The organism is Synechococcus lacustris str. Tous (genome assembly GCF_003011125.1).
Lineage (GTDB): Bacteria > Cyanobacteriota > Cyanobacteriia > PCC-6307 > Cyanobiaceae > Synechococcus_D > Synechococcus_D lacustris.
Map to the genome: position 1 here is coordinate 36,811 of NZ_PXVC01000011.1, position 25,354 is coordinate 62,164.

At 53.4% G+C, this 25,354-nt stretch carries 27 protein-coding genes and 1 tRNA gene; 11 read left to right on the forward strand and 17 right to left on the reverse strand.

Annotated elements, in window-relative coordinates; translation table 11 throughout:
• The first annotated feature begins 61 nt into the window (after positions 1-61).
• Positions 62-595, forward strand: coding sequence for an adenine phosphoribosyltransferase (locus C7K08_RS04290; protein ID WP_106499448.1), 534 nt, complete (start codon positions 62-64; stop codon positions 593-595).
• Positions 596-619: 24 nt separating this feature from the next.
• Here the strand turns inward: C7K08_RS04290 and C7K08_RS04295 are convergent, their stop codons facing one another.
• The 5 genes from C7K08_RS04295 to C7K08_RS04315 form a co-directional block, all read right to left on the reverse strand.
• Positions 620-829 carry a DUF2949 domain-containing protein gene (locus C7K08_RS04295; RefSeq protein ID WP_106499416.1) on the reverse strand — a complete coding sequence of 70 codons (210 nt, stop codon included), beginning with the start codon at positions 827-829 and terminating at the stop codon, positions 620-622.
• A gap of 102 nt (positions 830-931) precedes the next feature.
• Positions 932-2,065 carry an FAD-dependent monooxygenase gene (locus C7K08_RS04300; protein WP_106499417.1) on the reverse strand — a complete coding sequence of 378 codons (1,134 nt, stop codon included), beginning with the start codon at positions 2,063-2,065 and terminating at the stop codon, positions 932-934.
• A 66-nt stretch (positions 2,066-2,131) separates the two neighbouring features.
• Positions 2,132-2,395 carry a chlorophyll a/b-binding protein gene (locus C7K08_RS04305; RefSeq protein ID WP_106499418.1) on the reverse strand — a complete coding sequence of 88 codons (264 nt, stop codon included), beginning with the start codon at positions 2,393-2,395 and terminating at the stop codon, positions 2,132-2,134.
• A gap of 68 nt (positions 2,396-2,463) precedes the next feature.
• Positions 2,464-3,678: a cation:proton antiporter domain-containing protein gene (locus C7K08_RS04310; RefSeq protein ID WP_241537036.1), complete on the reverse strand. Its 1,215-nt coding sequence runs from the start codon at positions 3,676-3,678 to the stop codon at positions 2,464-2,466.
• Positions 3,679-3,695: 17 nt separating this feature from the next.
• Positions 3,696-7,703, reverse strand: a complete 4,008-nt coding sequence (locus tag C7K08_RS04315; RefSeq protein ID WP_106499420.1) for a magnesium chelatase subunit H — start codon at positions 7,701-7,703, stop codon at positions 3,696-3,698.
• Between the two features lie 68 nt (positions 7,704-7,771).
• On the opposite strand from C7K08_RS04315, the gene dapB reads away from it, so the two are divergent.
• Both dapB and C7K08_RS04325 read left to right on the forward strand, forming a co-directional pair.
• The gene (gene dapB, locus C7K08_RS04320) at positions 7,772-8,593 is read left to right on the forward strand and encodes a 4-hydroxy-tetrahydrodipicolinate reductase (protein WP_106499421.1); all 822 of its coding nucleotides are present in this window, start codon (positions 7,772-7,774) and stop codon (positions 8,591-8,593) included.
• A gap of 25 nt (positions 8,594-8,618) precedes the next feature.
• Positions 8,619-9,263, forward strand: a complete 645-nt coding sequence (locus tag C7K08_RS04325) for a hypothetical protein (protein ID WP_106499422.1) — start codon at positions 8,619-8,621, stop codon at positions 9,261-9,263.
• Here the strand turns inward: C7K08_RS04325 and folP are convergent.
• The 3 genes from folP to C7K08_RS04340 are packed head-to-tail and all read right to left on the reverse strand — an operon-like array spanning position 9,247 to position 11,047.
• Positions 9,247-10,080: a dihydropteroate synthase gene (gene folP, locus C7K08_RS04330; RefSeq protein WP_241537029.1), complete on the reverse strand. Its 834-nt coding sequence runs from the start codon at positions 10,078-10,080 to the stop codon at positions 9,247-9,249. The two genes, C7K08_RS04325 and folP, sit on opposite strands and share 17 nt — an antisense overlap.
• Complete coding sequence (gene tpiA / locus C7K08_RS04335; RefSeq protein WP_106499424.1) at positions 10,077-10,829, reverse strand: triose-phosphate isomerase; 753 nt, start codon at positions 10,827-10,829, stop codon at positions 10,077-10,079. Before tpiA ends, folP begins: the two co-directional genes overlap by 4 nt.
• Before the next feature lie 26 nt (positions 10,830-10,855).
• The gene (locus tag C7K08_RS04340) at positions 10,856-11,047 is read right to left on the reverse strand and encodes an RNA-binding S4 domain-containing protein (RefSeq protein ID WP_106499425.1); all 192 of its coding nucleotides are present in this window, start codon (positions 11,045-11,047) and stop codon (positions 10,856-10,858) included.
• Positions 11,048-11,086: 39 nt separating this feature from the next.
• Here C7K08_RS04340 and C7K08_RS04345 point away from each other — a divergent pair, with 39 nt between their 5' ends.
• Genes C7K08_RS04345 through C7K08_RS04355 form a run of 3 tightly spaced genes read left to right on the forward strand, consistent with a single transcriptional unit; the run spans position 11,087 to position 13,399 of the window.
• The gene (locus C7K08_RS04345; protein WP_106499426.1) at positions 11,087-12,829 is read left to right on the forward strand and encodes an ABC transporter ATP-binding protein; all 1,743 of its coding nucleotides are present in this window, start codon (positions 11,087-11,089) and stop codon (positions 12,827-12,829) included.
• 13 nt (positions 12,830-12,842) lie between these two features.
• Positions 12,843-13,151 carry a hypothetical protein gene (locus C7K08_RS04350; protein ID WP_106499427.1) on the forward strand — a complete coding sequence of 103 codons (309 nt, stop codon included), beginning with the start codon at positions 12,843-12,845 and terminating at the stop codon, positions 13,149-13,151.
• 20 nt (positions 13,152-13,171) lie between these two features.
• Positions 13,172-13,399 carry a DUF6447 family protein gene (locus tag C7K08_RS04355; RefSeq protein WP_106499428.1) on the forward strand — a complete coding sequence of 76 codons (228 nt, stop codon included), beginning with the start codon at positions 13,172-13,174 and terminating at the stop codon, positions 13,397-13,399.
• An 8-nt stretch (positions 13,400-13,407) separates the two neighbouring features.
• Here the strand turns inward: C7K08_RS04355 and C7K08_RS04360 are convergent, their stop codons facing one another.
• Positions 13,408-14,079: a DUF3386 domain-containing protein gene (locus C7K08_RS04360; RefSeq protein ID WP_106499429.1), complete on the reverse strand. Its 672-nt coding sequence runs from the start codon at positions 14,077-14,079 to the stop codon at positions 13,408-13,410.
• 2 nt (positions 14,080-14,081) lie between these two features.
• A complete protein-coding gene (carB, locus tag C7K08_RS04365; RefSeq protein ID WP_106499430.1) occupies positions 14,082-17,378 on the reverse strand; it encodes a carbamoyl-phosphate synthase large subunit in 3,297 nt (1,098 codons plus the stop codon).
• A 121-nt stretch (positions 17,379-17,499) separates the two neighbouring features.
• Between carB and C7K08_RS04370 the strand changes: the two genes are divergently transcribed.
• The 5 genes from C7K08_RS04370 (at position 17,500) to C7K08_RS04390 (ending at position 20,074) form a co-directional block, all read left to right on the forward strand.
• Complete coding sequence (locus C7K08_RS04370) at positions 17,500-18,135, forward strand: DUF3318 domain-containing protein (RefSeq protein WP_106499431.1); 636 nt, start codon at positions 17,500-17,502, stop codon at positions 18,133-18,135.
• The gene (gene rsfS, locus C7K08_RS04375; protein ID WP_106499432.1) at positions 18,128-18,481 is read left to right on the forward strand and encodes a ribosome silencing factor; all 354 of its coding nucleotides are present in this window, start codon (positions 18,128-18,130) and stop codon (positions 18,479-18,481) included. Before C7K08_RS04370 ends, rsfS begins: the two co-directional genes overlap by 8 nt.
• 3 nt (positions 18,482-18,484) lie before the next feature.
• Complete coding sequence (locus C7K08_RS04380; RefSeq protein WP_106499433.1) at positions 18,485-18,976, forward strand: CGLD27 family protein; 492 nt, start codon at positions 18,485-18,487, stop codon at positions 18,974-18,976.
• Between the two features lie 24 nt (positions 18,977-19,000).
• Positions 19,001-19,966, forward strand: a complete 966-nt coding sequence (locus tag C7K08_RS04385) for an asparaginase (protein WP_106499434.1) — start codon at positions 19,001-19,003, stop codon at positions 19,964-19,966.
• 31 nt (positions 19,967-19,997) lie between these two features.
• Positions 19,998-20,074: transfer RNA gene (locus C7K08_RS04390), tRNA-Met, on the forward strand.
• Between the two features lie 120 nt (positions 20,075-20,194).
• On the opposite strand, the gene C7K08_RS04395 is transcribed toward C7K08_RS04390, so the two are convergent.
• The 7 genes from C7K08_RS04395 to C7K08_RS04425 form a co-directional block, all read right to left on the reverse strand.
• A complete protein-coding gene (locus C7K08_RS04395) occupies positions 20,195-20,431 on the reverse strand; it encodes a DUF2811 domain-containing protein (protein ID WP_241537031.1) in 237 nt (78 codons plus the stop codon).
• A 444-nt stretch (positions 20,432-20,875) separates the two neighbouring features.
• On the reverse strand, positions 20,876-21,982 hold the full coding sequence (locus C7K08_RS04400; protein WP_106499435.1) for a Gfo/Idh/MocA family protein: 1,107 nt from the start codon (positions 21,980-21,982) through the stop codon (positions 20,876-20,878).
• Complete coding sequence (locus C7K08_RS04405) at positions 21,979-22,404, reverse strand: hypothetical protein (RefSeq protein WP_241537032.1); 426 nt, start codon at positions 22,402-22,404, stop codon at positions 21,979-21,981. Before C7K08_RS04405 ends, C7K08_RS04400 begins: the two co-directional genes overlap by 4 nt.
• A complete protein-coding gene (accD, locus tag C7K08_RS04410) occupies positions 22,401-23,279 on the reverse strand; it encodes an acetyl-CoA carboxylase, carboxyltransferase subunit beta (protein WP_106499436.1) in 879 nt (292 codons plus the stop codon). Before accD ends, C7K08_RS04405 begins: the two co-directional genes overlap by 4 nt.
• A 24-nt stretch (positions 23,280-23,303) precedes the next feature.
• Positions 23,304-24,113, reverse strand: coding sequence for a prepilin peptidase (locus C7K08_RS04415; protein WP_106499437.1), 810 nt, complete (start codon positions 24,111-24,113; stop codon positions 23,304-23,306).
• A complete protein-coding gene (locus C7K08_RS04420; RefSeq protein WP_106499451.1) occupies positions 24,110-24,325 on the reverse strand; it encodes a hypothetical protein in 216 nt (71 codons plus the stop codon). The genes C7K08_RS04415 and C7K08_RS04420 overlap by 4 nt, the downstream gene beginning before the upstream one ends.
• Positions 24,326-24,405: 80 nt before the next feature.
• Complete coding sequence (locus C7K08_RS04425) at positions 24,406-25,308, reverse strand: phosphoribulokinase (protein WP_106499452.1); 903 nt, start codon at positions 25,306-25,308, stop codon at positions 24,406-24,408.
• Positions 25,309-25,354: the final 46 nt, after the last annotated feature.

The following is a 25,354-nucleotide window of genomic DNA, read 5'->3' on the forward strand; positions in this document are numbered from 1 at the left end:
GGGGGCGATGGCTGCGATGATGGCAGTAGAGCAGGTATACCGTCACCCCCTGCCAGCAACCATGGATCTATCCCTCGACCAGCAGCTGCGAGCTTTGGTGCGGGATGTTCCAGATTTTCCGAAGCCTGGCATTTTATTTAGGGATCTAAGCCCCTTGATGCGCGATCCCCGCGCCTGGCGCCTTGTGGTGGAAGGTTTGGCTGCCAAGGTTGAAAGCCATCGCCCCGAATTGATTGTGGGCATCGAAGCCCGGGGCTTTTTAGTGGGTAATGCCCTCGCCTTTGCCATGGATCGCGGTTTTGTGCCAGTGCGTAAACCAGGCAAATTGCCAGGGCCAGTGGAAGCGATTGATTACAGCCTTGAATACGGCAGCGACCGCTTGGAAATCCAAGAGGATGCCCTAGCTGGTGCGCCGCGGGTTTTGATAATTGATGATTTATTGGCCACAGGCGGAACCGCTGCCGCCTGTGCCTCCCTGGTGGAGAAGGCTGGTGGGGTGGTTTGCGGCTATGGCTTTGTGGCAGARCTCACTGAATTAAGTGGCCGCAATCGATTACAAAAAAACCTGCCGATTGAAGCCCTAATTAGTTACTGATCTAGTTACCGATCWAGTTACTAATTATTGACGCTCTTGCCAGTCGTAYACCTGATCTAACTGGCCAAGGCTCAGCAGRCCAAAGCGCCAGAGCGTTACMGGAAGGGGAGCCTGTTCTTGCACCGATTGACGTACCCCTAGGGCAAGGGCGTCGTCGCTCAAGCCAATGTCCCTGCGGAGGTAATCCACAAGGGCAGAGGGGGGAACCGGTTGTGGCGAGGTGGTGATCACCATTGCCGAGTATTACCTGGGGARAGAAAAAATTTAGCTAGGCCAGCAGTGTGCCCCCGAAAGCAGCAGATGGCTATTAAGAAAGCCTTAAATAAAGTGATGGTCCTAWTTTGTCCAGGCTCCGCTTGCCAGCTTCAAGCTGAATTTTCTGAGCAGGCCACTGGCTTTTAACAGTTCAAGAACCCTGCTTCTAAACCAGCGCAGCAGTGGTTGTTGATTTGAAAACAACCGCACCAATGCATCGGTGGCAACCATGGTGCTGAGCAGATCAAACCAACGCCGTTGCTGATACCTAGCCAGCAGCAGAGCTAGGCCTGTGCCCCTCTGGCGCTGGCGTTTGGCCTCCTGGAGCAAAGTGCTCACATCCCGCCAGCAGAGATTTAAGCCTTGCCCGCCAACGGGATGGCAGCGATGGGCGCTTTCACCGCAAAGCAACACCTTCCCCTGCACCAGTTTTGGCGCCAAACGCCACTCCACGGCAAAGGCGCCTGGTTTGTCGAGGATGGCAATGGGCCTGATCTGGCTTGGCAGTACCTGGCTTAGTTTTTCAAGTAGGGCGGGTTCTGCTAACGCAGCCCTTTGCCTGCATTGCTGCAGTGGTGCACTCCAAACCACTTGCGCATGGCCATCGCCCAGGGGCAACACCGCCAGGGGCCCCTCCGGCCTAAACAATTCCCAGGCGGTTTCGTTGTGGCTATTGCCCTGCTGCAGTTCCACTTGAACCGTTAGGCAGCCCTGCCGGTAGGGCCAGCCATAAAAACCAATGCCAAGGGCTTTACGGCCGCTGGAGTTAGGCCCTTCCGCCAGCACCGTGAGCTGAATATCTGAATTGATGCCGCTGCTTGCTTCGCCAAGGCGCATTTGAATCGCTTGATGCTGCTGGCATTTGGCCAGCAAAAAATCCATTAGTGCAGGGTGGTTGATAATCCAACCCAACTCTTGGTTGTTTTGCCAGAAGCGCACTGTTTTTGCTGTGCTTTTGTCGCTGAGCAGCAGGGTTTTAAATGCCTGGCAGCTGGGGCTCAATTCCCCCCACAGATCCAGTTGCTCAAGCAATTTTTTACTGGAATTGGTGAGGGCATAGGCGCGGCTGCGGCTGCACAGTTCGGCGCTGGTGGAGGAATCGTGCAAAATCACCTGCCAGCCGGCCTTAACCAGGGCCAGGGCTGCAAGACAGCCCGTGGGGCCAGCACCACTCACCCAGGCCCTATCGCTATTGATGGCAGCAACTTTGGCCATAAAAAATCCCGCGGAAGAAATTCTGCCGCGGGATTTGAAACTATGGATGATCGATKGATTCGGTTATCAACCCAAACCGAGCAAGCCGTGGGTGAAGGCTTGGCCGCCAAGGGCATATTCGGTGATCAGGAGAGCAACAAAACCGAGCATTGCCATGCGGCCATTCARTTTTTCTGCCCTTTCGTGGAAACCCCAGCCATTTTCTGGGCTTACCACTTGCATGCGGGGCTCGGCTGCAAATGCATTGAGGCGACCACCGTCTTCAGTGGTAACGGTTGCACCGCGAATCGTGGCTTTAGCTGCGTTGCTGGCGGGTGCGGTAGCGGCCATGGCTTGAAGGAAACTTGAATAACAATAGCAGAATGTTTCGGAACGTAACGAAAATCCGATCAAAATGTTTAGGCGGCCTTATTGCTGTARCCGAGCTGATGCAGCAGCGGCCCTGCCATCGCTGTTGTTATCAGTGCCATGAGCACCATCAGGGTGAAGAGGGTGGGGCTGATAACCCCAATGCTCAGGCCCACGTTCAGGATTACAAGTTCGGTTAAGCCCCTGGTGTTCATCAGCCAGCCAAGGGCTATCGCTTCTTTTTGGGGCAGGCCCCCTTGGCGGGCAAGCGCCCAGGTGCCAAGGAATTTTCCAGCAATTGCCACCAGCAACACCGCCGCCAATGCCCAGAAAAGCTGGGGGCCATTGATGCTGCCCACTTGGGTACGCAAACCGCTGATYGCAAAAAATACCGGCAGCAAAAGGGTTAAAACAATTTCCTCAATGTGCAGCTGCAGCCGCCTTATCAGTGGGCCGTAGCGGGGTATGGCTAGGCCAAACAAAAAAGCGCCAAATATGTAGTGCACTCCCGTTTGTTCAGTTACCACCGCAGAAAGAATTGCTCCGGCAAACACCAATGCCATTAGTAGGGGGCCTAAACGTTTGGCTTTTCTGTAGTGGGCCTCAAGCCGTGCCATCAATGGCCTTAAAACAAAAAGGAGCGTTACGGCCCAAAGGCTGGTGTAAAGAAGGGCTGGCAGAGCCCCCAAAGGGGAGCCAGAACGGCTGAAGGAAACAACGGCCGCCAGCAAAACCCAACCCAACAGATCGTCTACCGCTGCGCAGGTGATCACCAGCTGGCCCAGGGGTTTTGTGAGTAATTGACGATCACGCAGGATTCTTGCCAACACGGGAAAGGCCGTAATCGCCATCGCTGTACCCATAAAAAGTATGCCCGCTAATTGATTTTCACCTGGTAGAAGTTCAGGTAGCCAAATTTCAAAACCTTTGGCTAAAGCGGCACCTAATAGCAAGGGGAGCAATATTCCTGCAATCGATACACGGCTAGCTAGGGGTATTTTTCCGCGCAAATGGGCTGGATTTAATTCAAGGCCGATCAAAAACATGAACAAAATCAAACCCAGCTGAGAAATAAGATCCAGCTGATGCATCACTTCAGCATTGAATAATAGGTTTTGGCTTTGGGGCCAAAGCCAGCCCAGCAAGGAGGGGCCCAAGGCAATGCCCCCAATGATTTCTCCGATTACTGGGGGTTGGCCAAACCTGCCAAYAAAGCCACCTATTAACTTGGTAAATACAATAATTAGTGCTAAATCAATTAGCACCTTGGAGAGGGTGCTAATCAATTACTGCTTTCAGCTTGATTGGTTACCCCTTCGATGCGATCTTCAATCTCCTGATAAAGCTCTTGAAGCTGCTCAATATTCTGCTCTGATGTTTCCCAATAGCCACGGCCATTAACTTCAAGCAATGTGCTAACAATGCGCCTATAGCTGTGGGGATTTAGATCCATTAAGCGCTTGCGCATTTCCGCGTCATTAATAAAAGTTTCATTTGCTTCTTCATAAACAAAATTGTCAACCGCTCCACTGGTTGCACTCCAGCCCAGGGTGAAGTTAAGCCGTTTTGCCACCTCCCTAACCCCTTCATAGCCAGAATCCAACATGCCTTCATACCATTTTGGATTTAGCAGCTTCGTACGTGAATCAAGCCTGATTGTTTCTCCTAGGGAGCGCACTTGGGCATTTGCCGTGGTGGTATCTGCGATGTAACTCGCCGGTGCTTTACCGTCCTCCCTTAAGCCGGCGATTAATTTGGTGGGATCCGAATCAAAATAGTGACTCACATCCGTAAGCGATATTTCAGCAGAATCTAGATTTTGAAAAGTAACATCTGCTGTTTTCATCACCGATTCAAAAACATCTCTGTTTTGATTCATCTCACCGGGGTTGTCGGCATTGAATGCAAATGTTTTGCGGTTTAAATACATTTCCTGAAGTTCTTCCTCCTGTTCCCAGGTGCTGTTCTCCACAGCGAGATTAACGTTTGAGCTATAGCTACCGCTCGCATTGGAAAAGACCCTTGTGGCCGCATCCCTAAGGCTGGTTCCTTGGGCTTCCGCCTGCTCTAGGGCATGGCGTCGCACAAAATTAAGCTCAAGTGGTTCATCAGCCTCGGCAGCTAATTTAACGCCTTGATCAATTAAAGCCATTTGGTTGATAAACAAATCTCTAAATACACCGGAGCAATTAACAACCACATCTATGCGAGGGCGACCCAGCTCCTCAAGGCTAATCAATTCGAGTTTATTCACTCTACCGAGGGAATCAGCCACTGGCTTAACTCCAATAAACCAAAGGATTTGAGCTAATGATTCACCGTAGGTTTTGATGTTATCCGTACCCCAAAGCACACAGGCAATGGTTTCGGGCCAGCTGCCCTGCTCTGATTTTTGACGCTCAATCAAGCGATCAACCACCACCTTCGCAGCTGCGATTGCCGCTCTTGTGGGAATCGATTGCGGATCGAGGGCATGGATATTTTTGCCACTGGGCAACACTCCTGGATTGCGAATTGGATCACCGCCGGGCCCCGGCAGCACATATTCGCCATCGAGGGCGCGCAGTAAGCTTTCAAGCTCCATATCTGCGCAGATTTGCTCTAGGCAAAAACGCAAATAGGCAAAAAGCTTGTTAAGGGCAACGCTATCAACATTGGGGAAGCCGGMCCGTTTGCAGGCTTTTTGCCAGGGGGTTGATAGTTTTACGCCAACTTTTTCTAATARTTGCTGCAGCCAAGCAAAATTTTGGCGCAGGCTCACCCTGCCATCGCGGCCGGTAACAGCTTTCACCATCGAAGCCACCGCCAGCCTGCAGGTGGCGGTGATCTTTTGATTTAGTTCCACATCAGCTAACACACCGGCATCATTGCCTTTGTAGATGCTGCTAATGCTGCGGTTAATACTTTCTGCCAGCAAACCTGGTAACCCGCGCAGGTCATCTTCGTTTCGCTCTAGGGCGGCAATGCTCACGAGGGTGGCGATCGCTTCCGCCGCCGTTGGCGGTTTACCAATGGTGTGCAAACCGCAGGGAAGTAGCCGGCTTTCAATTTCCATTAGCTGCCGATAAACAGCACCCACCACAGCATCTCTTTGGCTGAGATCTAAGGATTGTGAATCGGCTTCCGGCAGGGTTACATCCTTATCTAAATTACATAAACGAGCGGTTTCAATAATGGCATTAACAATTTGCACCCCCCTGCTGCTCTCGCGCAGCTGTTGATATGAACCCACCAGTTCACCGAGTTCCTTAAGCCCCTTATATAAACCTGCATTTTCTGCTGGAGGTGTGAGATAACTAATTGTTGAGGCGTAACCCCTGCGTTTTGCGATGGTTGCTTCGGAGGGATTATTGGCGGCGTAATAATATAGATTGGGTAATTCACCTATTAATGAATCAGGGTAGCAATTATCACTCATGCCCATTTGTTTGCCTGGCATGAATTCCAGCGAACCGTGGGTGCCAAAATGCAAAACTGCATCGGCGCCCCAAACTTTTTCTAAATAGGTGTAATAGGCAGCAAAGCCATGGTGGGGACTGGCGCTTCTGGAATAAAGCAATCGCATTGGATCACCTTCGTAGCCAAATGTTGGTTGCACGCCAACAAATACATTGCCAAAATGTTTGCCATAAATTAATAGATTTTGACCGTCGGAATTCAGTTCACCTGGCGGTTTACCCCAATTTTCCTCAAGCCGTTCCGAGTAGGGGGTGAGCTCTTCATATTCAGCCACACTCATGCGATGGGCGATCGCTAGTTCAGGGGACCCCTCCATCGCCTCTGGATCTTTGAGTATCAATTCCATCAGCCCCTTTGCTGAACGGGGCACATCACCCACTTGATATCCCCTTGCCCGCATTTCTTCTAAAACCCGATGGATCGAGCCAAACACATCCAAATAGGCTGCGGTGCCAACATTTCCCTTGTCGGGGGGGAAACTAAAAACCGTAATTGCTAATTTTTTSTCAGCCTTTGGTTTTAAACGCAAGTTTGCCCAACGTATGGCCCGGCCTGCGATCGCATCCACCCGATCCTGCAGGGTATGGGCCTTGCCTGTTGCATCATCACGGCCGCTAAGCACAATCGGCTCGATGGCGCCATCTAATTCGGGTATGGCAATTTGCAGTGCCACCTGAACCGGGTGGAGACCTAAATCACTTTCTTCCCATTCCTGGGTGGTTTGAAATACCAGTGGCAGCGCCACCATGTAAGGGCGATTAAGTTTTTTAAGGGTTTCGATAGCCTTGGGGTGATCCTGGCGGGCTGGCCCGCCAACCAGGGCAAATCCAGTTAGCGACACGGCCGCATCAACTAGGGCTTGATTTGGATTTAAGGGGTCAAAGAAGTAACTATTTACAGGCTTAGAGAAATCCAAACCGCCGCAAAATACGGGAATAACCCTGGCGCCACGGAATTCAAGTTCCTGAATAAGTGCAACATAATGGGCATCGTCGCCGGTAACGATATGGCTGCGCTGCAACACCAAACCGATCAGGGGWCCCGAGCCAAGATTGCTGCGGCTGTTGCTCCAATTAAGGTATTCTTTGAGATCTTCAAACATCCCAGTTGCAAGCGGATGCCAGATACCTAAATCGGGAAATACAACCGGATCAATAACTTCAATATCTTCCCTGTTTGTATCAGCCTTTGGGTAAACATATTTATCAGCCAGCATTAATAACAAATTTCTTAGATTGTCGGGGGTGCCGCCAAGCCARTATTGAAAACTAAGCATGAAGCTGCGGGCATCCTGGGCTTTCTCTACTGGTAAATATTTTAATACTGTGGGTAATGTATTTAGTAATTTTAGCATTGCATCTTGAAAGCTTGCGCCACCCGCCTCTTTGCGTTTGCGCATGAATTGGGCAATTGCACTTTTACTTTGGCCTAATTGGGCCATCGAAAAACTACCCAGTTTGTTTAAGCGCATCACCTCCGGCATGGAGGGAAAAACAACCGTTGCTTTGAGGCGATCGCGATGGGGTGAAACCGCATCTACCACCTTCTGGGCCAAATCTTCAATAAATATCAATGATGCAATAAAAACATCAGCTGCCGCCACATCAGAGCAAAACTGCTGATAGTTTTCTGGATCTCTTAGTTCTTCAATTAGATATCCGCACAAATCAACTGAAAATGAACCTGGTTGCGAATTAAGTGCATTAACCGCTTGGGTTAAGGAGTTTTGATATTGGGGCTCTAACACCAGATACACAACCCGCATCACCAGCCGTGAGGCATCCGGCTCGGGACTCACCCGGCGACTGGCGGAACGGATTTGGGTAAACATGCGGCTCTGGTTTAGATCAGTAAAGATTACGGAGCAGCAGTTGCTGCTGTGGTGTTCATCATTAATCCATGAGCGATTTTATTCCAGTGGTTGTTGCCGGCGCCCTAGGCCGGATGGGGGCTGAGCTGATCAGAACCCTTGCCCAAACCAGTGACTGCAAGCTCGTTGCCGCCATCGACACCACCCCAGGCCGGGAGGGGGAAGATGTGGGCATCGCCCTTGGTTTGGAACCGCTTGAGGTGCTCCTAAGCGCTGATTTTGAGGGCAGTTTGTGCTTAGCCAGCCAGCAGCATCCCGGTTCGGTGCTCGTGGATTTCACCCATCCCAAGGTGGTGTATCAACACACCAGGGCTGCCATTGCCTACGGGGTGGCACCGGTTATTGGCACCACAGGCCTTTCTCCAGAGCAGATAAATGATTTGGCGGATTTTGCCGCTAAAGCCTCCATGGGCGCAGCCGTGATTCCTAATTTCTCCGTTGGGATGGTTCTTTTGCAGCAAGCTGCCGCCGCAGCCGCCCGTTTCTACAACCATGCTGAATTGGTGGAGCTCCACCACAACCGCAAGGCAGATGCCCCCAGTGGCACCTGTATAAAAACGGCCGAATTGATGGAGGAGCTTGGTAAGGCTTTCAACCCCCAGGAGTTGGAGGAACACGAAAGTTTGGCCGGCAGCCGTGGTGGGTTAAGGGAGAGTGGCCTAAGGCTCCATTCGATCCGTTTGCCGGGCCTAGTGGCCCATCAGGAGGTTCAATTTGGTGCCCCAGGCGAGCGCTATGTGCTGCGCCACGACACCTTCGACCGTGCTGCATACATGCCTGGCGTTTTGCTTGCTGTGCGTAAGGTGCGTCAATTGCCAGGGCTTGTGTATGGCCTTGAGCGCTTGCTTTGAATAATTAACGCCGAAAACTGGGCAAATGCTTCTCCCCCTTAAACCAGGCGAACTGCAGCGTTTAATCCCTGCCGTTGCCAGTGGGCCCCAATTTAGTTTTTGCTCCGGYGGCCCCCAGCTGGTGTTGCAGCGGCTATTGGTTTCAACCCTCGGGGGGGTAATTCCGCTGTTGATCTCCCAGGGGGGGTTTGGCTCCCGCTGGAGCAGCCTCTGGCTCGTGATTGGTTTAACGATGCTGCTTTATTTCCTGTGGGGACCGATCCTCCAAGCCGGCAGTCGCAATTCCCAGCTGCGCAAATATCCAGCAGCGGCTTTATTTGAAGGTGAAATTGCCGATCTCTACACAAAGGAAAAACTGGAGGGTCGCCAAGAAACCACCGACACCAAGGGCCGCTTGGAGTTGGTGGAGAACCGCCGCACCTGGCTTTGCCTAGAGCTTGCTGATGAGGAGGGCTACCTAGGTCAATTGCGCTTTCCCTTGGATAAGGCCCATAAAGCCCTGCGAAAGGGCATGACAATCCGTTGCCTTGTGCTTTCTGAACGCTCGGATTTTTCCCGCATTGCCAGGCTTTCCGATGGTTGGGTGCCCCAGGCCAAGCTTTGGGTTGGCGACTATCCCTATCTGCTGAGGCCTGCTTTCGAGGAAATCTGCCTCAGGCGATTTCGTTAGGCCATAGGGCATCCGCCATCTGGCAAATTTGCCGCATCGAAGCCACATCGTGCACCCGCACCATTGCGGCACCACCGGCTATGGCCTTGCAAACTGCKGCRGCGGTGCCCCAACTGCGGGCCTTGGCTCGATTTTCCTTGAGGATCTCGCCAATAAAACGCTTGCGGCTGGGCCCCACCAAGAGGGGATAGCCATGGGCAGCCAATTGGGGTAAGCCCTCCAAGAGGGCAAGATTTTGACTGGTTGTTTTTGCGAAACCCAAGCCCGGATCCCACCACAGTTGTTCGCGTTTAATACCTGCATCCAGGGCTGCGGCACTGCGTTGCAGTAGTTCTGCAATTACATCTGAAACCACATCGTTGTAATTGCAAAAATTTGCCATTGTTTGGCTACTGCCACGCCTGTGCATCAACACATAGGGGCAGCCCGCTTTTGCCACAAGGGGCAGCATTGCCCCGTCGGCTGTGCCCGCAGACACATCATTTATCCAATTGACGCCAAGCTCGAGCGCCTTAGCCGCCACGGGTGCATGGAAAGTATCTAGGGAAAGTAATAAATCAGCAGGTAGCTCCCCCTCTTGGCGCGCTTGGCAAATTAATAACAAAGCAGGTAACAACCTTTTCAATTCTTGCTCTGGCGCCAAGAGCTCAGCCCCAGGCCTCGTGCTTTGAGCTCCAATATCAATTATATGCGCCCCTTGTTTCGCCAGGCGTTGGGCTGTTTTTAAAGCGCGATTTGGCTGGCAGTGTTCACCACCATCACTAAATGAATCGGGGGTAATATTTAATACCCCCATTACTTTTGTTGAGCGGATCAAACCTGAGCGGGTACTTGGTAATTAACAATTCTGGCAAACCCTTCAGCCTCCAGGGAAGCACCCCCCACCAAAACCCCATCGATATCAGACATCGCCATTAATTCATCAATATTGCCCGCTTTTACCGAGCCTCCGTAYTGAACCGTGAGGTTGTGGTGGCCCACCCAAGTACGAATGAGGCCGCACACCCGATTTGCCTCCTCCGAAGCGCAGGTTTTTCCTGTGCCGATGGCCCAAATCGGCTCATAGGCAACCACCAATTGAGCTGGGTTAATGCCATCAAGGCCCTGTTCCACCTGGCGACGAATCACCCGTTCTGTATCACCACTGCTGCGTTGTTCATCACTTTCACCAACGCAAAGAATCGGTATGAGCCCAGCGGCTTGGGCCGCCCGGGCGCGGTGGTTGATCTGTTCATCGCTTTCGCTGAAATATTTGCGCGGYTCGCTGTGGCCAACGATTGTGTAGCTCACGCCATGTTCCAGCAACATGTTCGCYGAGATCTCACCTGTAAAGGCTCCATTGCCTTCCCAATGAACATTTTGGCTAGCCAATTGCACGGCGCTGCCGGCAACTGCCCTGTGCATGGTTTCTAAGGCCGTAAAAGCYGGAGCTAAAACGATGCTGCGATCGYTTGGGGCATTGGCCACCAAGGGCAAAAATTGATCTGCGAAGGCGCGGGCCTCGCTGCAGGTCATATGCATTTTCCAATTGCCGGCAATCACCACCGGACGCGATCCTTTGCTCACGCCACCCCTCTTTTAAGCAGCTCAACTTAAGTGTTGGCCTCACCCGCCACTGTGAGCATTTCCCCCCCTAGTTYCACCTGATCTCCAGCTTGTAGTTTGCGGCCCCTGCGGCTTTCAATTTGGCCGTTAACCCGCACTTTGCCCCCCTGGATCAGCAGCTTTGCTTCACCCCCTGTGCCCACCAAGCCGTGGAACTTAAGGAATTGATCGAGTTGCATCAATCCAGGCGGTGCAGGGCTGCGGCTTAATCTGCGCCCATGGTTGCATCCTCCCCAGCTGGTTTCCGCCGGCTGCTGCCCTTGCTCAAACCCCATCGGGGTCGCCTGGCGGCAGGTGGGCTCTGCATGGTTGTGTTTGTTGCCTGTTGGCCACTGCTGGCAGCCCAAGCKGGCCAACTGATTCCAGCGATTGGTAGCGGAGATTTCAGCAGGGTTTTACGGGTAATCAGCATTGCCCTTGGCTTRTTTCTGTTGCAAAAAKTGGCCCAATTTGGCCAAGACACCCTGCTGGCCGCCCCCGCCTTGCAGGTGAGCCAGGCCCTRMGGCGTCAATTRTTTGCCCGTTTGCAGCGCCTGGAATTTGGCGTTTTAGAAAAACTCTCCTCTGGAGATCTCACCTATCGGCTCACGGAGGAYGCCGATCGGGTTGGTGAGGTTATTTACAAAACTATTCAAGACACCACCCCAAGCCTGCTGCAGCTGGTGGTGGTTTTTGGCTACATGGTTTATCTGGATTGGAAGTTGTCYYTGGCAACTTTGYTKCTAGCTCCCTTGGTGGCCCTGCTCGTGAGTGCCTTTGGTGCCAGGGTAATGGGGGCAGCAGAACGCAGTCAGCAACAGGTAAGTGAATTGGCTGGTTTGCTGGGGGAGGCGATCAACGGCTTACCGCTGGTGAGGGCGTTTGCCGCTGAGGAATGGTTGCAGGAGCGTTTTGAAACTGAAATTGATCTGCACCGCAGGGCCCGTTATCGCACCTTGAGGCTTTTGGCTCTGCAGCATCCGGTGGTGGGTTTCATTGAAGCGGCCGGCATCCTTGCCGTGCTGCTAATCGGTGCTGCCCGCATCAGTGCAGGTGGGCTCAGTGGTGCGGGCTTTAGCAGCTATGTGGCAGCTCTTTTGATGTTGATCGACCCGATCTCCCACCTAACAACGAATTTCAACGAATTTCAACAGGGGCAAGCCTCCCTGCGCCGGTTRAGGGCGATTGAGGCGGAACCGATCGAACCGCCAGATTCAGCAACAGCGGTGCCCTTGCCGCAATTGCAGGGYCGATTGGTGCTTGATCAGGTGAGCTTTGGCTACACCCCAAACCAGCCGGTGYTGCACAACCTCAACCTCAGCATTGAACCGGGCCAGGTGGTGGCCCTTGTGGGTCCATCAGGCGCAGGAAAAACCACCCTGTTCTCCCTGCTTTTGCGCTTCAACGTGGTGCAACAGGGCAAGGTATTGCTCGATGGCATTGACCTACGTAACTTGCGGGCGKCKGAATTACGGCGTGCGGTGGCCTTAGTGCCGCAGCACAGCAGCCTTTTTTCCGGCACCATTGCCGATGCCATCCGCTTTGGACGCCCCGCCAGCGACGGGGAATTGCAGCGTGCTGCCCAGCTGGCCAATGCTGCYGAATTCATTGAAGCCCTCCCGGGGGGATATCAAGCCAGGGTGGAGGAGAGGGGCAGTAATTTTTCCGGCGGCCAACTGCAACGCMTAGCGATTGCCCGTGCGGTGCTCGGCAACCCTGCCGTTTTGCTTTTGGATGAGGCCACCAGCGCCCTGGATGCGGAGGCGGAGGAGGCGGTGCAACAGGGCTTAGCCCARGCMATGGCAGGTCGCACTGTGCTGGTAATCGCCCATCGCCTTTCTACGGTGCAGGAGGCGGATTGCATTCTATTTTTAGAAAATGGCCGCATCATTGAGCAGGGCAGCCACGATCAATTAATGCAGGCTGGCGGCCGMTACCGAGAACTTTGCAATCGTCAGTTAATTCGTTCCTTTCTCCCCTGATTAAAAATCTGCCATGACATCAGGCTGCCCCCGCTGGGAATATCGGGTGATTCATATCAATGTTGACAATGGCCCCCCGCCGGTGCCCCCTACCCCCGAGGCGGCTAGYGAAAGGTTGGGGGGTGCCCTMAGCCCCGATTTCAYCGCTAGGGAATTCCCTGATTTCTATGCCAAAAATCAATCCCTGCCAAAACATCCAGCTGCCCAGCTACAGCATTTTCTCAATCTGCTGGGCCAAGAGGGATGGGATCTAACTGAAACGGCCCAGGTGGGACCCCTATTGATGTTCTTTTTTAAACGGCCCCAAACCCCGCTACATTGAGGCGGCACAAAACAATTGCAATGACCAACTCTGGTGATCAGGAAAATCCGGTTTTAACGTTTGAAAATAAGCGCTACGACTTAAACAATCTGCCAGACGACGTTAAAGAACTSGTGCGGGGCATGCAGGTGGCCGATGCCCAGYTGCGTCTCCATGAAGACACCCTGAAGGTTCTTGCTGTGGGTCGCCAGTCGATGGCGCTGCAAYTGAATGAGCGCCTAAAAACCATCGACCCCATGGCTGATTGAGTAGGGGCTCAGCTAAGCGCCTCAAGGTTCTCAAATAAAAAGCGTTGCTGGCTGGCTGGTGTGTCCCCATGGGCATCACTGGCCACCAAGCGCTCCCCTAAAACCCAAGGGCCCCCATCACCTAGGGGCACAAAGCTATCTGTGAAATAGCTTTTCCCACCCTTGGGCTCCCCTGTGCTCGGATCGCTATAGCTACTGCTGTAGCTCTTGCTGAGGTAGCCACTGCCGGTGTTTGTGGTGCTCTCAGTGAAGATTGTTACAACCGTGCCGTGGATGTGGCGGTGCACCATCGTTACAACGTTGTTTTTGATTCGATAGCGATCACCGCTATTTTTGCCGCCAACGATCACTTCAGTGCCCACGGCATTTGTGTCGCCAGCGGTGAAGGTGTTGGCGCCGTGGGTTTGCTCGAAGCTGCGGCGCACCCTGTGGATGGCCACTTCCCATAGCTGGGAGGCGATCGCCTTATGGATTTCCTCGTTAGCGATGCCATCCACGCTGGCCTTTAGATCAGCGYCAACTTGAAAGCTGCCCTGCTCGCGGCGGCCTTCCTGCTCCCAGATGCAGGTGCCCTTRTAACCACTGAAGCCCGGTTCCCAGGTGTAGCGGTTGGCATAGGCCGCTTGGAAAGCTGCTGTGCAATCGCTGCCAGAAATGATTAATTCGTTGCTGTTTGCCATGGTTAGCGATGCAAATCCTGCAGCGCATTGATTGGTAGTTCATTCTGACCCTGCAGGGCAGCCACTGCGGMCACCGCTGCCCGAGCCCCKGCCAGGGTGGTAACTGTTGGCACCTGGTAATCAAGGGCTGCCCTGCGCAGGTAGCGATCGTCGTGGGTGGCTTGGCGGCCGATGGGAGTGTTGATGATTAATTGAATTTCACCGGATCGGATCGCRTCTTCCACRTTGGGGCGGCCTTCGTGCACCTTCAGCACTGTTGTTACCTCTAAACCYTCAGCCCGCAGGTGTTTTGCGGTGCCAGCTGTGGCCACTAGGGCAAATCCTTGGGCGGCTAAATCGATGGCGATCGCACCTAGGGCTTGTTTATCGCGGTCGTGGGTGGAGAGAAAAACTGTTCCTGCAATGGGCAACACCTCCCCCGCGGCTAATTCCGCCTTGGCGTAGGCCATGCCAAAACTAGGGGCAGTACCCATCACTTCCCCGGTGGAGCGCATCTCCGGGCCGAGTAGGGAATCTGCCCCTGGGAAACGCCGAAAAGGTAAAACAGCTTCCTTAACGGCTTGAAGTGGTGGCTGTGGTTCCGARTTGAGCCCAAGTTGATCAAGGTTGCTACCCGCCATGATCAAACTGGCAATTTTGGCTAGGGGCACACCGGTTGCCTTGGCAACAAAAGGTACGGTTCTCGATGCCCGTGGATTGGCTTCAATGATGTAAACCTTGTTATCTTTAACGGCAAATTGCAGGTTTATTAATCCACGAACCTCCAAATGTTGGGCTAAATCAGCGCTCCATTTGCGAATTAATGCCAGGGCATCTGMGCTCAAGCTCACAGCCGGCAAACAACAGGCTGAATCACCAGAATGAATTCCAGCAGGTTCAATATGTTCCATTAAACCACCGATTACAACGCTGCCGCTGTTATCACAAAGGGCATCAACATCCACCTCGGTGGCATTTTCAAGGTATTCATCTATGAGCACCGGTTGGCTTGGATCTACCTTCACTGCTTCGCGCATRTAGCGATCTAATTCGCTGCTATCAAACACCACTTCCATTGCACGGCCTCCCAACACATAGCTGGGACGCACAACCACGGGATAGCCGATCTGCTCGGCAATGGCGATTGCTTCTTTTTCACTTCGGGCGATGCCATTGCGCGGTTGCAGTATCTCAAGCTTGCGTAAAACAGCCTCAAATTGTTCCCTATCTTCAGCTAGATCAATATTGCGAGGTGAAGTGCCCCAAATTTTTGTGCCGGTGAGTTTGCCCCTTTCGCTTTCAAGCCAGGCCAGCAATGGCAGGGCAAGCTTGAGGGGGGTTTGACCGCCAAATTGCACAATTACRCCCGCCGGTTTCTCAGCTTCGATCACATTCAAAACATCTTCAAGGGTGAGTGGTTCGAAGTAGAGGCGATCGCTGCTGTCGTAGTCGGTGGAAACGGTTTCAGGGTTGCTATTTTGCATAATTGTTATCAACCCCTCCCCTTGAAGTGCAAAGGAGGCATGGCAGCAGCAATAATCAAATTCGATGCCCTGGCCGATTCGATTTGGGCCACCGCCCAGTATTAAAACCTTGCTGCGGTTTTCAGGTTTCACCTCACTAGTGGRGCTTAAATACTCAAGGTTGCCACTACTATTTAGCTTTTCTAAGCGTCTTTCGTAGGTGGAGTAGTGATAGGGGGTGCTGGATGCAAATTCAGCGGCGCAGGTGTCAACTGTTTTGAACAACACATCAACCCCAAGGGATTGGCGGTAATCGCGAACGGCTAGCTCGTTGCTGGCTGTGGCATGGGCTATTTGATGGTCGCTGTAGCCCAGTTGTTTWAGTTCAAGCAATGCTTCTGCATCAAGAGCTTCCAGGCTTTTGCCCCACAACAAGCGCTTTTCACTAACTAAAAGAGCTTCAAGTTTGGCAAGAAACCAGGGATCTATGCCGCTCAGTTGATGTAATTCGGCCACGCTGCGGCCTTGGCTTAAACCTGTGCGCAGGTGGAAAATACGCTCTGGGGTTGGGGTGCGCAGGTTGCGATCCAGTTCAGCGGCGCTTTGCTCTGCTTCTGGTTGATCACAGCCCCAGCCGCTGTGGCCGGTTTCAAGGGAGCGCAGGGCCTTTTGGAAGGATTCCTCAAAACAGCGGCCAATCGCCATGGCCTCCCCCACCGATTTCATTGAAGTGGTGAGCACTGGGGAACTACCGCTAAATTTTTCAAAGGCAAAACGSGGCACCTTTGTTACCACGTAGTCGATGGTGGGCTCAAAACAGGCCGGTGTTTTTTCTGTGATGTCGTTAATAATTTCGTCTAGCCGGTAACCCACGGCGAGGCGTGCGGCGATTTTGGCAATCGGAAAGCCCGTTGCCTTGCTGGCAAGGGCCGAGCTKCGGCTAACCCTGGGATTCATTTCAATAACAACAACATCACCATTGATTGGATTTATGGCGAATTGGATGTTGCTGCCGCCAGTATCAACTCCAATTTCGCGAATAATCGCAATTGATTGATCCCTAAGCCTTTGATATTCCCTATCCGTGAGGGTTTGTGCCGGGGCCACGGTAATCGAATCGCCCGTGTGTACCCCCATCGGGTCGAGGTTTTCAATGCTGCAAACAATCACCACGTTGTCGGCGCTATCGCGCATTACCTCAAGTTCAAATTCCTTCCAGCCCAAAAGCGATTGCTCAATCAAGATTTGCGATACGGGGCTCGCTTCTAAACCGCTTTTGCAGATGGCTAAAAATTCCTCTGGGTTGTAGGCAATGCCGCCGCCGGCTCCCCCCAAAGTGAATCCGGGCCTAATGATCCGTGGATAGCCGCCGATGCTCTCGCCAACGGCCTCCGCTTCCTTGAGGTTTGTTGCAATGCCTGAGGGACAAACGGCCACACCGATGCGCTGCATCGCCTGTTTGAACAAATTGCGGTCTTCGGCCTTGTGGATCGCCTCCAGATTTGCGCCGATTAACTCCACTCCAAATTTGGCCAAGGTGCCGTTTTCGGCCAGGGCCACGGCCAGGTTCAAGGCCGTTTGGCCGCCCATGGTGGGCAAAAGCGCATCGGGCCGTTCCCGTTCGATTACCTGGCTCACAACCTCAGGGGTGAGCGGTTCGATGTAAGTGCGATCCGCCATGTCGGGATCGGTCATGATCGAAGCGGGGTTGGAATTCACCAGCACCACTTCAAAACCYTCTGCCCGCAGCGCTTTACAGGCTTGGGTGCCCGAATAATCAAATTCGCAGGCTTGGCCGATCACGATCGGCCCGGAGCCCAGTAGCAGGATGCGACGCAAATCCGTGCGACGGGGCATGGGCGGTGATTTCAGCCAAACCTTCACAGCTTCTCACCTCCTGGGCAAACMGCACCAGCARTRGGTGCGCAAGGGTGGCTACCCTGGGGGTTGTATCCGACGTTGACCAACGTCCGTGTCCATGAGTGAGCTCCAGCGCCTGAAAGGGCTGCTGCCGCCAGAAATGCAGAGTTGGGTGTTTGTGGAAGCAGCTGCTTCTGCCGATCCGCCCCTCATCAGCCTGGAAGAAATTGGAAGGGATGAGGTGGAAATCCAGCTGCATTTAGATAAATGGGATGAATTAGCCCTCGACCATCGCAACCTGCTTTTCTGGCATGAGGTGGGTCGCATCCAAAACGACGCAATCCCCCGCGATGGTTGGGAGATGGCTGCCCTTGCCATTGGCCTGGGCGGCGCCATTGGTGAGCTTTGGGTGCAAGACGGYTTGTTGCTCGTTCTTGCCGTTGGTTTGTCGGGATTTGCCGGCTATCGGCTTTATYTAAAAAATAATTCTGAAAAGCGCCTGCAAGATGCCATCGCAGCYGACGAAAGGGCCATAGGCCTYGCCACCCGTTTTGGCTACACCCTGCCCAATGCCTACAAAAGTTTGGGTGGAGCCCTAAAAGAGCGCATTGAGCAAACCCGTAAGAAGCGCCAGCGCAGTTTCTTTGAAGACCGCCTTGAGGCGTTGCGTAAAAGTGCGGGTAAGGCACGGGCCGACATGGCCCAGCAGCAGGGCAGTAGCCGTTCCGTAACCAGTGAGAACGTTTATGGATAGCGAAGGCCTAGCGCGCTTGGCAGCTGAAGCTGCCGACGATCGCAAGGCGGTAGACATCCGTTTGCTGCGGGTTGAAGACGTAACKACCCTCACCGATTGGTTTGTGGTTTGCAGCGGCCTTTCCGATGTGCAAGTGAGAGCRATTGCCCGTTCCGTTGAGGATCGCCTTGAGGCTGATTGTGAGCGGCTTCCCCTGCGCAGGGAGGGCGTTACCCAAGGGCGTTGGGTGCTGCTTGATTACGGCGATCTGATCGTTCAGGTGCTCACCCCCCAGGAGCGCAGTTACTACGATCTAGAGGCCTTCTGGGGCCATGGTGAAACCATCCACTTCAGCCATACCCCCTGATAAATGGCGATGAGCGTATGTCCTGTGCCGCCAGAGCAACGTCCGCTYCAGGAATATCAGCAGCTCTCTRATTCCTGGTTTTTTAGGTGGCCTYTGCAYTCCTTCAAGGGGTTGATTGTTGCCTTGGCAGGCGGCTGGTTGCTGCTTCTTCCCTTGGCTGTTTTAGTTGCCAGCGGCAGCGTGCCCTTGCGCCATAACCCAGCGCAAATGGTTTTAGTGGCCGCCGTTGCGGCCCTGCTACTGCCSTTGCTGCTGCTCTTGCGCCAGTGGCTTGGCTGGTGCTAYGTGCAGCGCCGTTTGCTTAGCGAAAAAATTTCCTACGAAGAATCCGGCTGGTACGACGGCCAGGAATGGGAAAAACCCTTGGATTGGCGGCAGCAGGATCTTTTGGTGGCCCAACATCAAGTAAAGCCAATCCTGGCGCGGCTGATCCGCGCCACGCTGATGGTTGCGGCATTGCTGTTGTTTGGCTCCAGCATCTGCCAGGCTTTCTGAGCCTTAACTGCAGCGCCGAWCYTTATGGCTTCATCCCTGGGCCTCAGTGGAACTAGTCGCCAGGGGCCCCCCGCCTTGGAGGTGGTGCTTTTGCGCAACGGCATGGCCGAATCCTTCCATCGGGTTCATGCGGTGGTAACGGATCAGCGGGGCAGGCTTTTGATGCGGGCTGGCGATCCCCAGCAGCTCAGTTTTATTCGTTCCAGTTTGAAGCCATTTCAGGCCCAGGTTTTTGTTTCCAGTGGAGCCTTTGATGGCCAGGGGGGCTCAGAACGGGCCATGGCGATTGCCTGCTCATCCCATGACGGCACCTTGGCCCAGGCCCGCGAGGCGTTTCAGGTGCTCTGGCGAGCAGACGTAGATGTGAGTTTTTTGCGTTGCCCTTGCCCCAARGGGAGGGAMAGTGCCCTGCAGCACAACTGCTCTGGAAAGCATGCTGCTTTYCTTGCCAGCTGCAAGCGCATGGGTTGGCCYTTGGAGGGTTACCTAAATCGCAACCATCCCCTGCAACAGGAGGTGCTCAATCGGGTGGCGGAACTGCTGGGTATACCGGCAGCTGAATTGGTTTCTGCCTGCGACGATTGCGGTGCCCCCACCCTGCAACTGCCCCTGTGCCAGATGGCGTTGCTCTATGCCCACCTGGGTGGYGGTCAGCTGCCAACGCTTGAAAGATTGGCAAGGGCAATGCAGGCCCACCCTGAGTTAGTGGCCGGCGAAGGTCGATTTGATACGGAATTGATGCGCCGCAGCTTGGGTTTATTGGTTAGCAAGGGGGGGGCAGAGGGCATCCAGTGCCTTGCCCGCATGGGCGAAGGCCTGGGTTTGGCAATCAAAGTTGAAGATGGCTCCAGCCGGGCTAAATGGGCGGTGGCYCTGCAATTGTTAAAACAATTGGAATGGTTAACCCCTTCGGCCCAAGAGGAGTTGGAGGAGCAATTCTTGATACCCATGGCGGGGCAAAGGCTCGAGGTACGTGGCGAATTGCGTTAGGTGATGGTTTATTATTAAGGCCTGGTGATGCCGCGGGGTAGAGCAGCCTGGTAGCTCGTCGGGCTCATAACCCGAAGGTCGGGAGTTCAAATCTCCCCCCCGCCACCAAATCAACCAAATTAGAAGCCACCCACTCTTAATCAAGAGTGGGTGGCTTTTTAGTTACGGGTTTCAAATTTAATTTCTATGTTTAGAATTTTTATTTTTTGAGTGTTAATTAGAAATCAGTTAGCGGCTAAAAATACCGTTWAGGTAATGCTGGGCAACGGCCTTATCGGTGCTGCCATTTTGAAATAGGAAGCTGGCAACGGCTGARCTCACCAACTGATATTGATCCCATTGGGGATGCTCCTTGAGGAAGTGGCGCATGCTTTGAAAAAGCGCTTCAGGTACCTCCGCTTCCATGCTCACCACTTCGATGCTGCTCTCGTTGCTTTCAAGCTTTGTTTCTCTACCGTTTGCCAACCTTGGAACCTCCCTTGCCTATGCATGAAGCCATAGAAGTGGCTGATGCGTCAAAGTTTGAGCTTTGGGYGGTTTGGCAYCGTCTAATCGCTGAGATTGCCTGCGGAAGCTCAGCGGCAGAKCTAAATGCTGAAGCGATTTAATTCCCTTGAACAACTTCGMGATAGAAGTCAAGCTTTGAAGGTGCTTCCCGATACTTTCCACAGGTTGAGGCCATCGGCCATGTCCTCCAGCGGATCAGCAAAGGAAATAGCCATGTTTCTGGGGAAAAACCAGGTATAAGCTGGGGAAAACCTAGGTTAGCTGGGGATAAACTTGCACTATTAGCAGRGCTAATCATTTAAAGTCTTTTTGGTCTAGGCGTAAGACTTAGACGGATGTGACCTGGGRAACATCCAAATGTTTTCCATATTGCTTCAAATTTTGAGCTAGTTGGGTTTTTGTTCAGCGGCGGATSCAAATGCGAGAGCCGCCTTGATTGCTTTGTTGGCAGGCATCCATGGCCACTTGGCTTTGCAGGCCCTCCAGAAGCCCTGGAATCATGGGCCTGCCTTCACGGATGGCTGCAGCCCACCAGCCCAGCAAGCGTTCAGTTGGTGCAATCCTTCCGTCTTCCCAGGTGCGGCCGAAGGCCAGGTTTGAATCAGGCTTGATTGGCATCAAMGGCTCCCCTGTTTTTGCGCCCTGCAGGCCAAAGCCATGCACGTAGTCGTTTTGATTGGCACTGCCTAGAACAAGTGTTCCTTCTGARCCATAAAGTTCTAGCCAGCAACCCCTGCCCTGTTTTGCGATTGAGGAAAGGGCTATTTGAGCAGGCATAGCTCGATCACCATTGCTCCAATTGGGTTTTAGTTGCATTTGGATCAGGGCCGTATCGGCGGCATCAACCTGGCCATAACCCAACCCATCRGCTTTGGGTCGCTCCCCGATCGCCACCGATAGCTGCGCCTGCAGCTCCAGGATCGGTCCCACTAGCCATTCCATCAAATCAAGGGCATGGCTGCCGAGGGCCCCCATMACCCCWCCCCCCTGATCCTGCTGGGCATACCARTTCCAGGGGCGCATCGGATCGCTGCGGCTAGCCATCAACCAGTCGAAGCGCAGCAGCCAGGGATCACCAAGCCAACCGCTTGCGAGAAGTTGGGCCAGTTGTTGGAAGGCMGGCACAGCGCGGTATTCAAAATTCACAGCACAACAACAGCCATGCKCCATGGCCAGTTGTTCAAGCCGTTGCGCTTCAGTGGCATTTAAAGCTATGGGTTTTTCCAGYAGCAGATGCTTACCAGCCAAAAGCGCTTGCTCTGCTAACTGAAACCTCACCGCCGGTGGTGTTGCCAAAACAACCGCCTCAACCTGGGGCTGGGCTARTAAGGCCGCAAAATCAGAGCTTCCCCATAGGTTTGCGCGGCTGCATGCTTCCTGTAGGCGCTGTTCGCGGGGATGCCAAAGGGCCACAGGTGCCATTGAGGCACTGGCCTGCAGGGCCGGTAGGTGTACTTTCTCGCCAAAACCAAGGCCTGCAATTGCCACCCCAATTTTTGCTTTTGTCATGCTTTGCCTTGCTCCAATAAACCCTCACCCCTGGCTGCTGCGCAGCTTTGCTGCAGCACTTCAGCAATCAAATCCTCAGAGCCCACCAATTGCCATTGGGCCCTGGGGCGGGGCAGTCCGTTCACTTGAAGGTCTTTGTAGAGCTGTTCATCACAATCAAGGGCCATCACATACAAGGCCCCTGTTTGGCTTTTGCCGGATTGATCAGGGTTTGCACTAAAGCGACTCAGCACGGTTAGCTCGCCTTTGCGATTGCGCCTCAARCTGCCTTTATCCCACCATTGGCGCCCTTCTGCCGTGGGGGTTACCTCCTGCCAGTCCACTGGTCCTGCAAAAGCTATGGCGGGTTGAAAACCGATAAGCCAAATCGTTAGCGCTGAAGCACAAAGGAAAGTAGCGATTGCGTTTAGGTATTGCTTCATCCCACTAGTGCGGCAGCTTTTTGGCCATGGATGGCAAGCAGGCTTGCAAGGGTGCTGCGCAATTTGGGTCTGGGCACAATTGCATCCACAAAACCGTGGTCCTGAATGTATTCAGCCGTTTGAAAATCATCCGGTAACTTTTCCCTCAAGGTTTGCTCAATCACGCGGCGGCCTGCAAAACCGATRAGYGCTTTTGGTTCGGCAAGGATTAGATCGCCCAACATTGCAAAACTTGCAGTTACTCCACCGGTGGTTGGATGGGTGAGCAGTGGGATATAGAGCAGCTCTTGGTTGCGATGGCGCTCTAAGGCACCCGACACTTTGGCCATTTGCATCAAACTCAGCATTCCCTCCTGCATCCGGGCGCCACCGCTGGCGCACACCACAAATACGGGCAGCCTTTGGGCCGTGGCAGTTTCAATTAATCGAGTGAGTTTTTCACCCACCACGGAACCCATGCTTCCGCCCATGAAGCGGAAGTCCATTACTGCCACCGCTAAGGCAAACCCCTCAACGCTGCCGCTGCCGCAAACCACGGCGTCGCGCATGCCGGTGCTCTGTTGGCTGTCTCGTAAACGATCTGCATAGGCCCTGCGATCTTTAAATGCCAGGGGATCGGTTGGGCTCAGCTGGGAATCAATCTCAGTGAAACTGCCTGGATCCAACAACAACCGCAAGCGCTCTTCGCTATCGATCCTGTGGTGGTAGCCGCAAGCTAAACAAACACTGCAGTTGGCAATTAAATCCTTGCGGTAAACCACTTCGCCGCATTCAGGGCATTTGCTCCAAAGGCCATCACCTTCGTCATTTTCAGGTGCTGCCCGCAGCACYGGGGCAGTTTTACGTCGATCTGCAAACCAGTCGAGAAGCGACACAGYAGGCCMGTTAACACCTATCTATTAAAGGATCCTGAAGGGCGGGTTGATCACAAAGCCCCAGATTTGGTTGCAGGCAAGCCAGCTGAGCAGGCCACCAACAGCAAGAAATGGTCCAAAGGGAAAGGGTTGCCGGGCAGCGAGTTTGCCGCTTAAGCGCCCTATAAGCCCAAAAACTGCCCCCAGCAGCACAGCTAGGCCAACCGCTACCCCAAGGCCTTTGAGGCCAAGCCATGCCCCGAGCAGGGCGGCGAGCTTTGCATCACCCAGCCCCAAGGCAGGGGTGCCCATCAATTTTTCAGCAGTGGCGCTCACCCCTTCAAAGGCCAATAAACCAAYTGCGGYCGCMAGGCAGTGAAATAGCAGCAGCTCAGCTCCCTTGCCCTGTAGGTAGCCCAATRYGAATGTGCAAACCAAGCCACTAATYACGCCCCAACGGCAGAGCGATTCCGGTAGGCGCAGCGTTTTGATATCAATTAATGCCAATGGCAACAGCCAAGTAAGCAGCAATCCACCCGCCAATAAATTCAGCACTATCCCTGGATTACCGATGCRGCCCACCCCAGGGAGGGCTAAAAGCACCCAAAATCCAGCTGTTAAAAGTTCAACCGCCGGATAGCTGGGGCTKATGGAGCTAYGGCAAAAACCGCAGCGTCCCTTCAATAAAAGCCAGCTAACTACAGGAATATTTTGATGCCATTGCAAYGATTTACCGCAGCGCGGGCAATGGCTGCCAGGCCATAGMAGCGATTCAGCCCTTGGTAAGCGCCAAACCACAACATTTATAAAACTGCCCACACATAGCCCCARCAATGCAGCTAACGCRAAGATCATCTGCGGCTGCGGCTTTTGCCCAGGGGTTTATTGCGCAACAGTTCCAATGGCACAAATTGTTCCTGGGGCAGTAAAACTGGCGCTTCAAAAATTAAGCGAGCAGATTTACCGCCATTAACCACCACAACCCCCAATGGTTCTGGACAGCCATTGCGYTCCAAATTGCGTTCYAAGTTCTGCAAATACAAACGCCTTGCAATTTGCAGAATCATCCCTAATTGCTCAGGAGGACAGCGCCACATTGCAGGATCACATTGTCCCGAAGCACCATCKATGGCAAAGGAGGGAAGGGTCAAATGCGCTGGCGTTTTTCTTCAATCATGCGATGAATAATAGGGGTAAGGATTAATTCCATGGCAAAACCCATCTTGCCGCCRTTTACCACGATCGATGTGGGGCTAGACATAAATGAGTCGTGGATCATATCGAGCAAATAGGTGAAATCCACATCCCATTTGTCCCTGGCGCCCTTGCGGAAGTGAATGATTACAAAGCTTTCGTCGGGGGTGGGAATATTGCGGCAGATAAATGGATTGGAGGTATCTACCGTTGGCACCCGCTGGAAATTTATGTCGGTAAGGCTGAACTGGGGGCAGATGTGATTTATGTAGTCGGGCATGCGACGCAGAATTGTGTCAACGATCGCCTCTGCTGARTAGCCCCGTTCGGCATTATCACGGTGAATTTTTTGGATCCATTCCAAGTTGGTGATCGGCACCACACCCACCAAAAGATCGGCTAGGGCAGCWACGTCGTAACCATCACCCACCACACCACCATGCAAGCCCTCATAGAAGAGCAGATCTGTGGAGCCTGGRATTGGTTCCCATGGGGTGAATTGACCTGGATCTAATGATGTGCCAAGGCGGGCGTTGTGTTCCGCTGCTTCTTCAGGGCTGTGCAAGTAATAGCGCTTCTCTCCGCCACCGCTTTGGCCGTAWTTACGGAAAAGCTCTTCTAATTTTTCAAACAGGTTGGCTTCAGGGCCAAAGTGGGAAAAATTTTCTCCTGCCGCCAAGGCCTTGGCCATGGCCTCCTTCATGGGAGCCCGCTCAAAACGGTGGTAGCTATCACCCTCCACCACTGCAGGGGTGATGCCCTCGCGAGCAAATATGTGCTCAAAGGCCCTTTTTACGGTGCTGGTGCCCGCGCCKGAGGAACCGGTAACCGCAACGATGGGATGAAGCTTGGACATCAGCAGTGCAGTACTAGCTCGGGAGATTTTGTCAGAGCATCGGCCA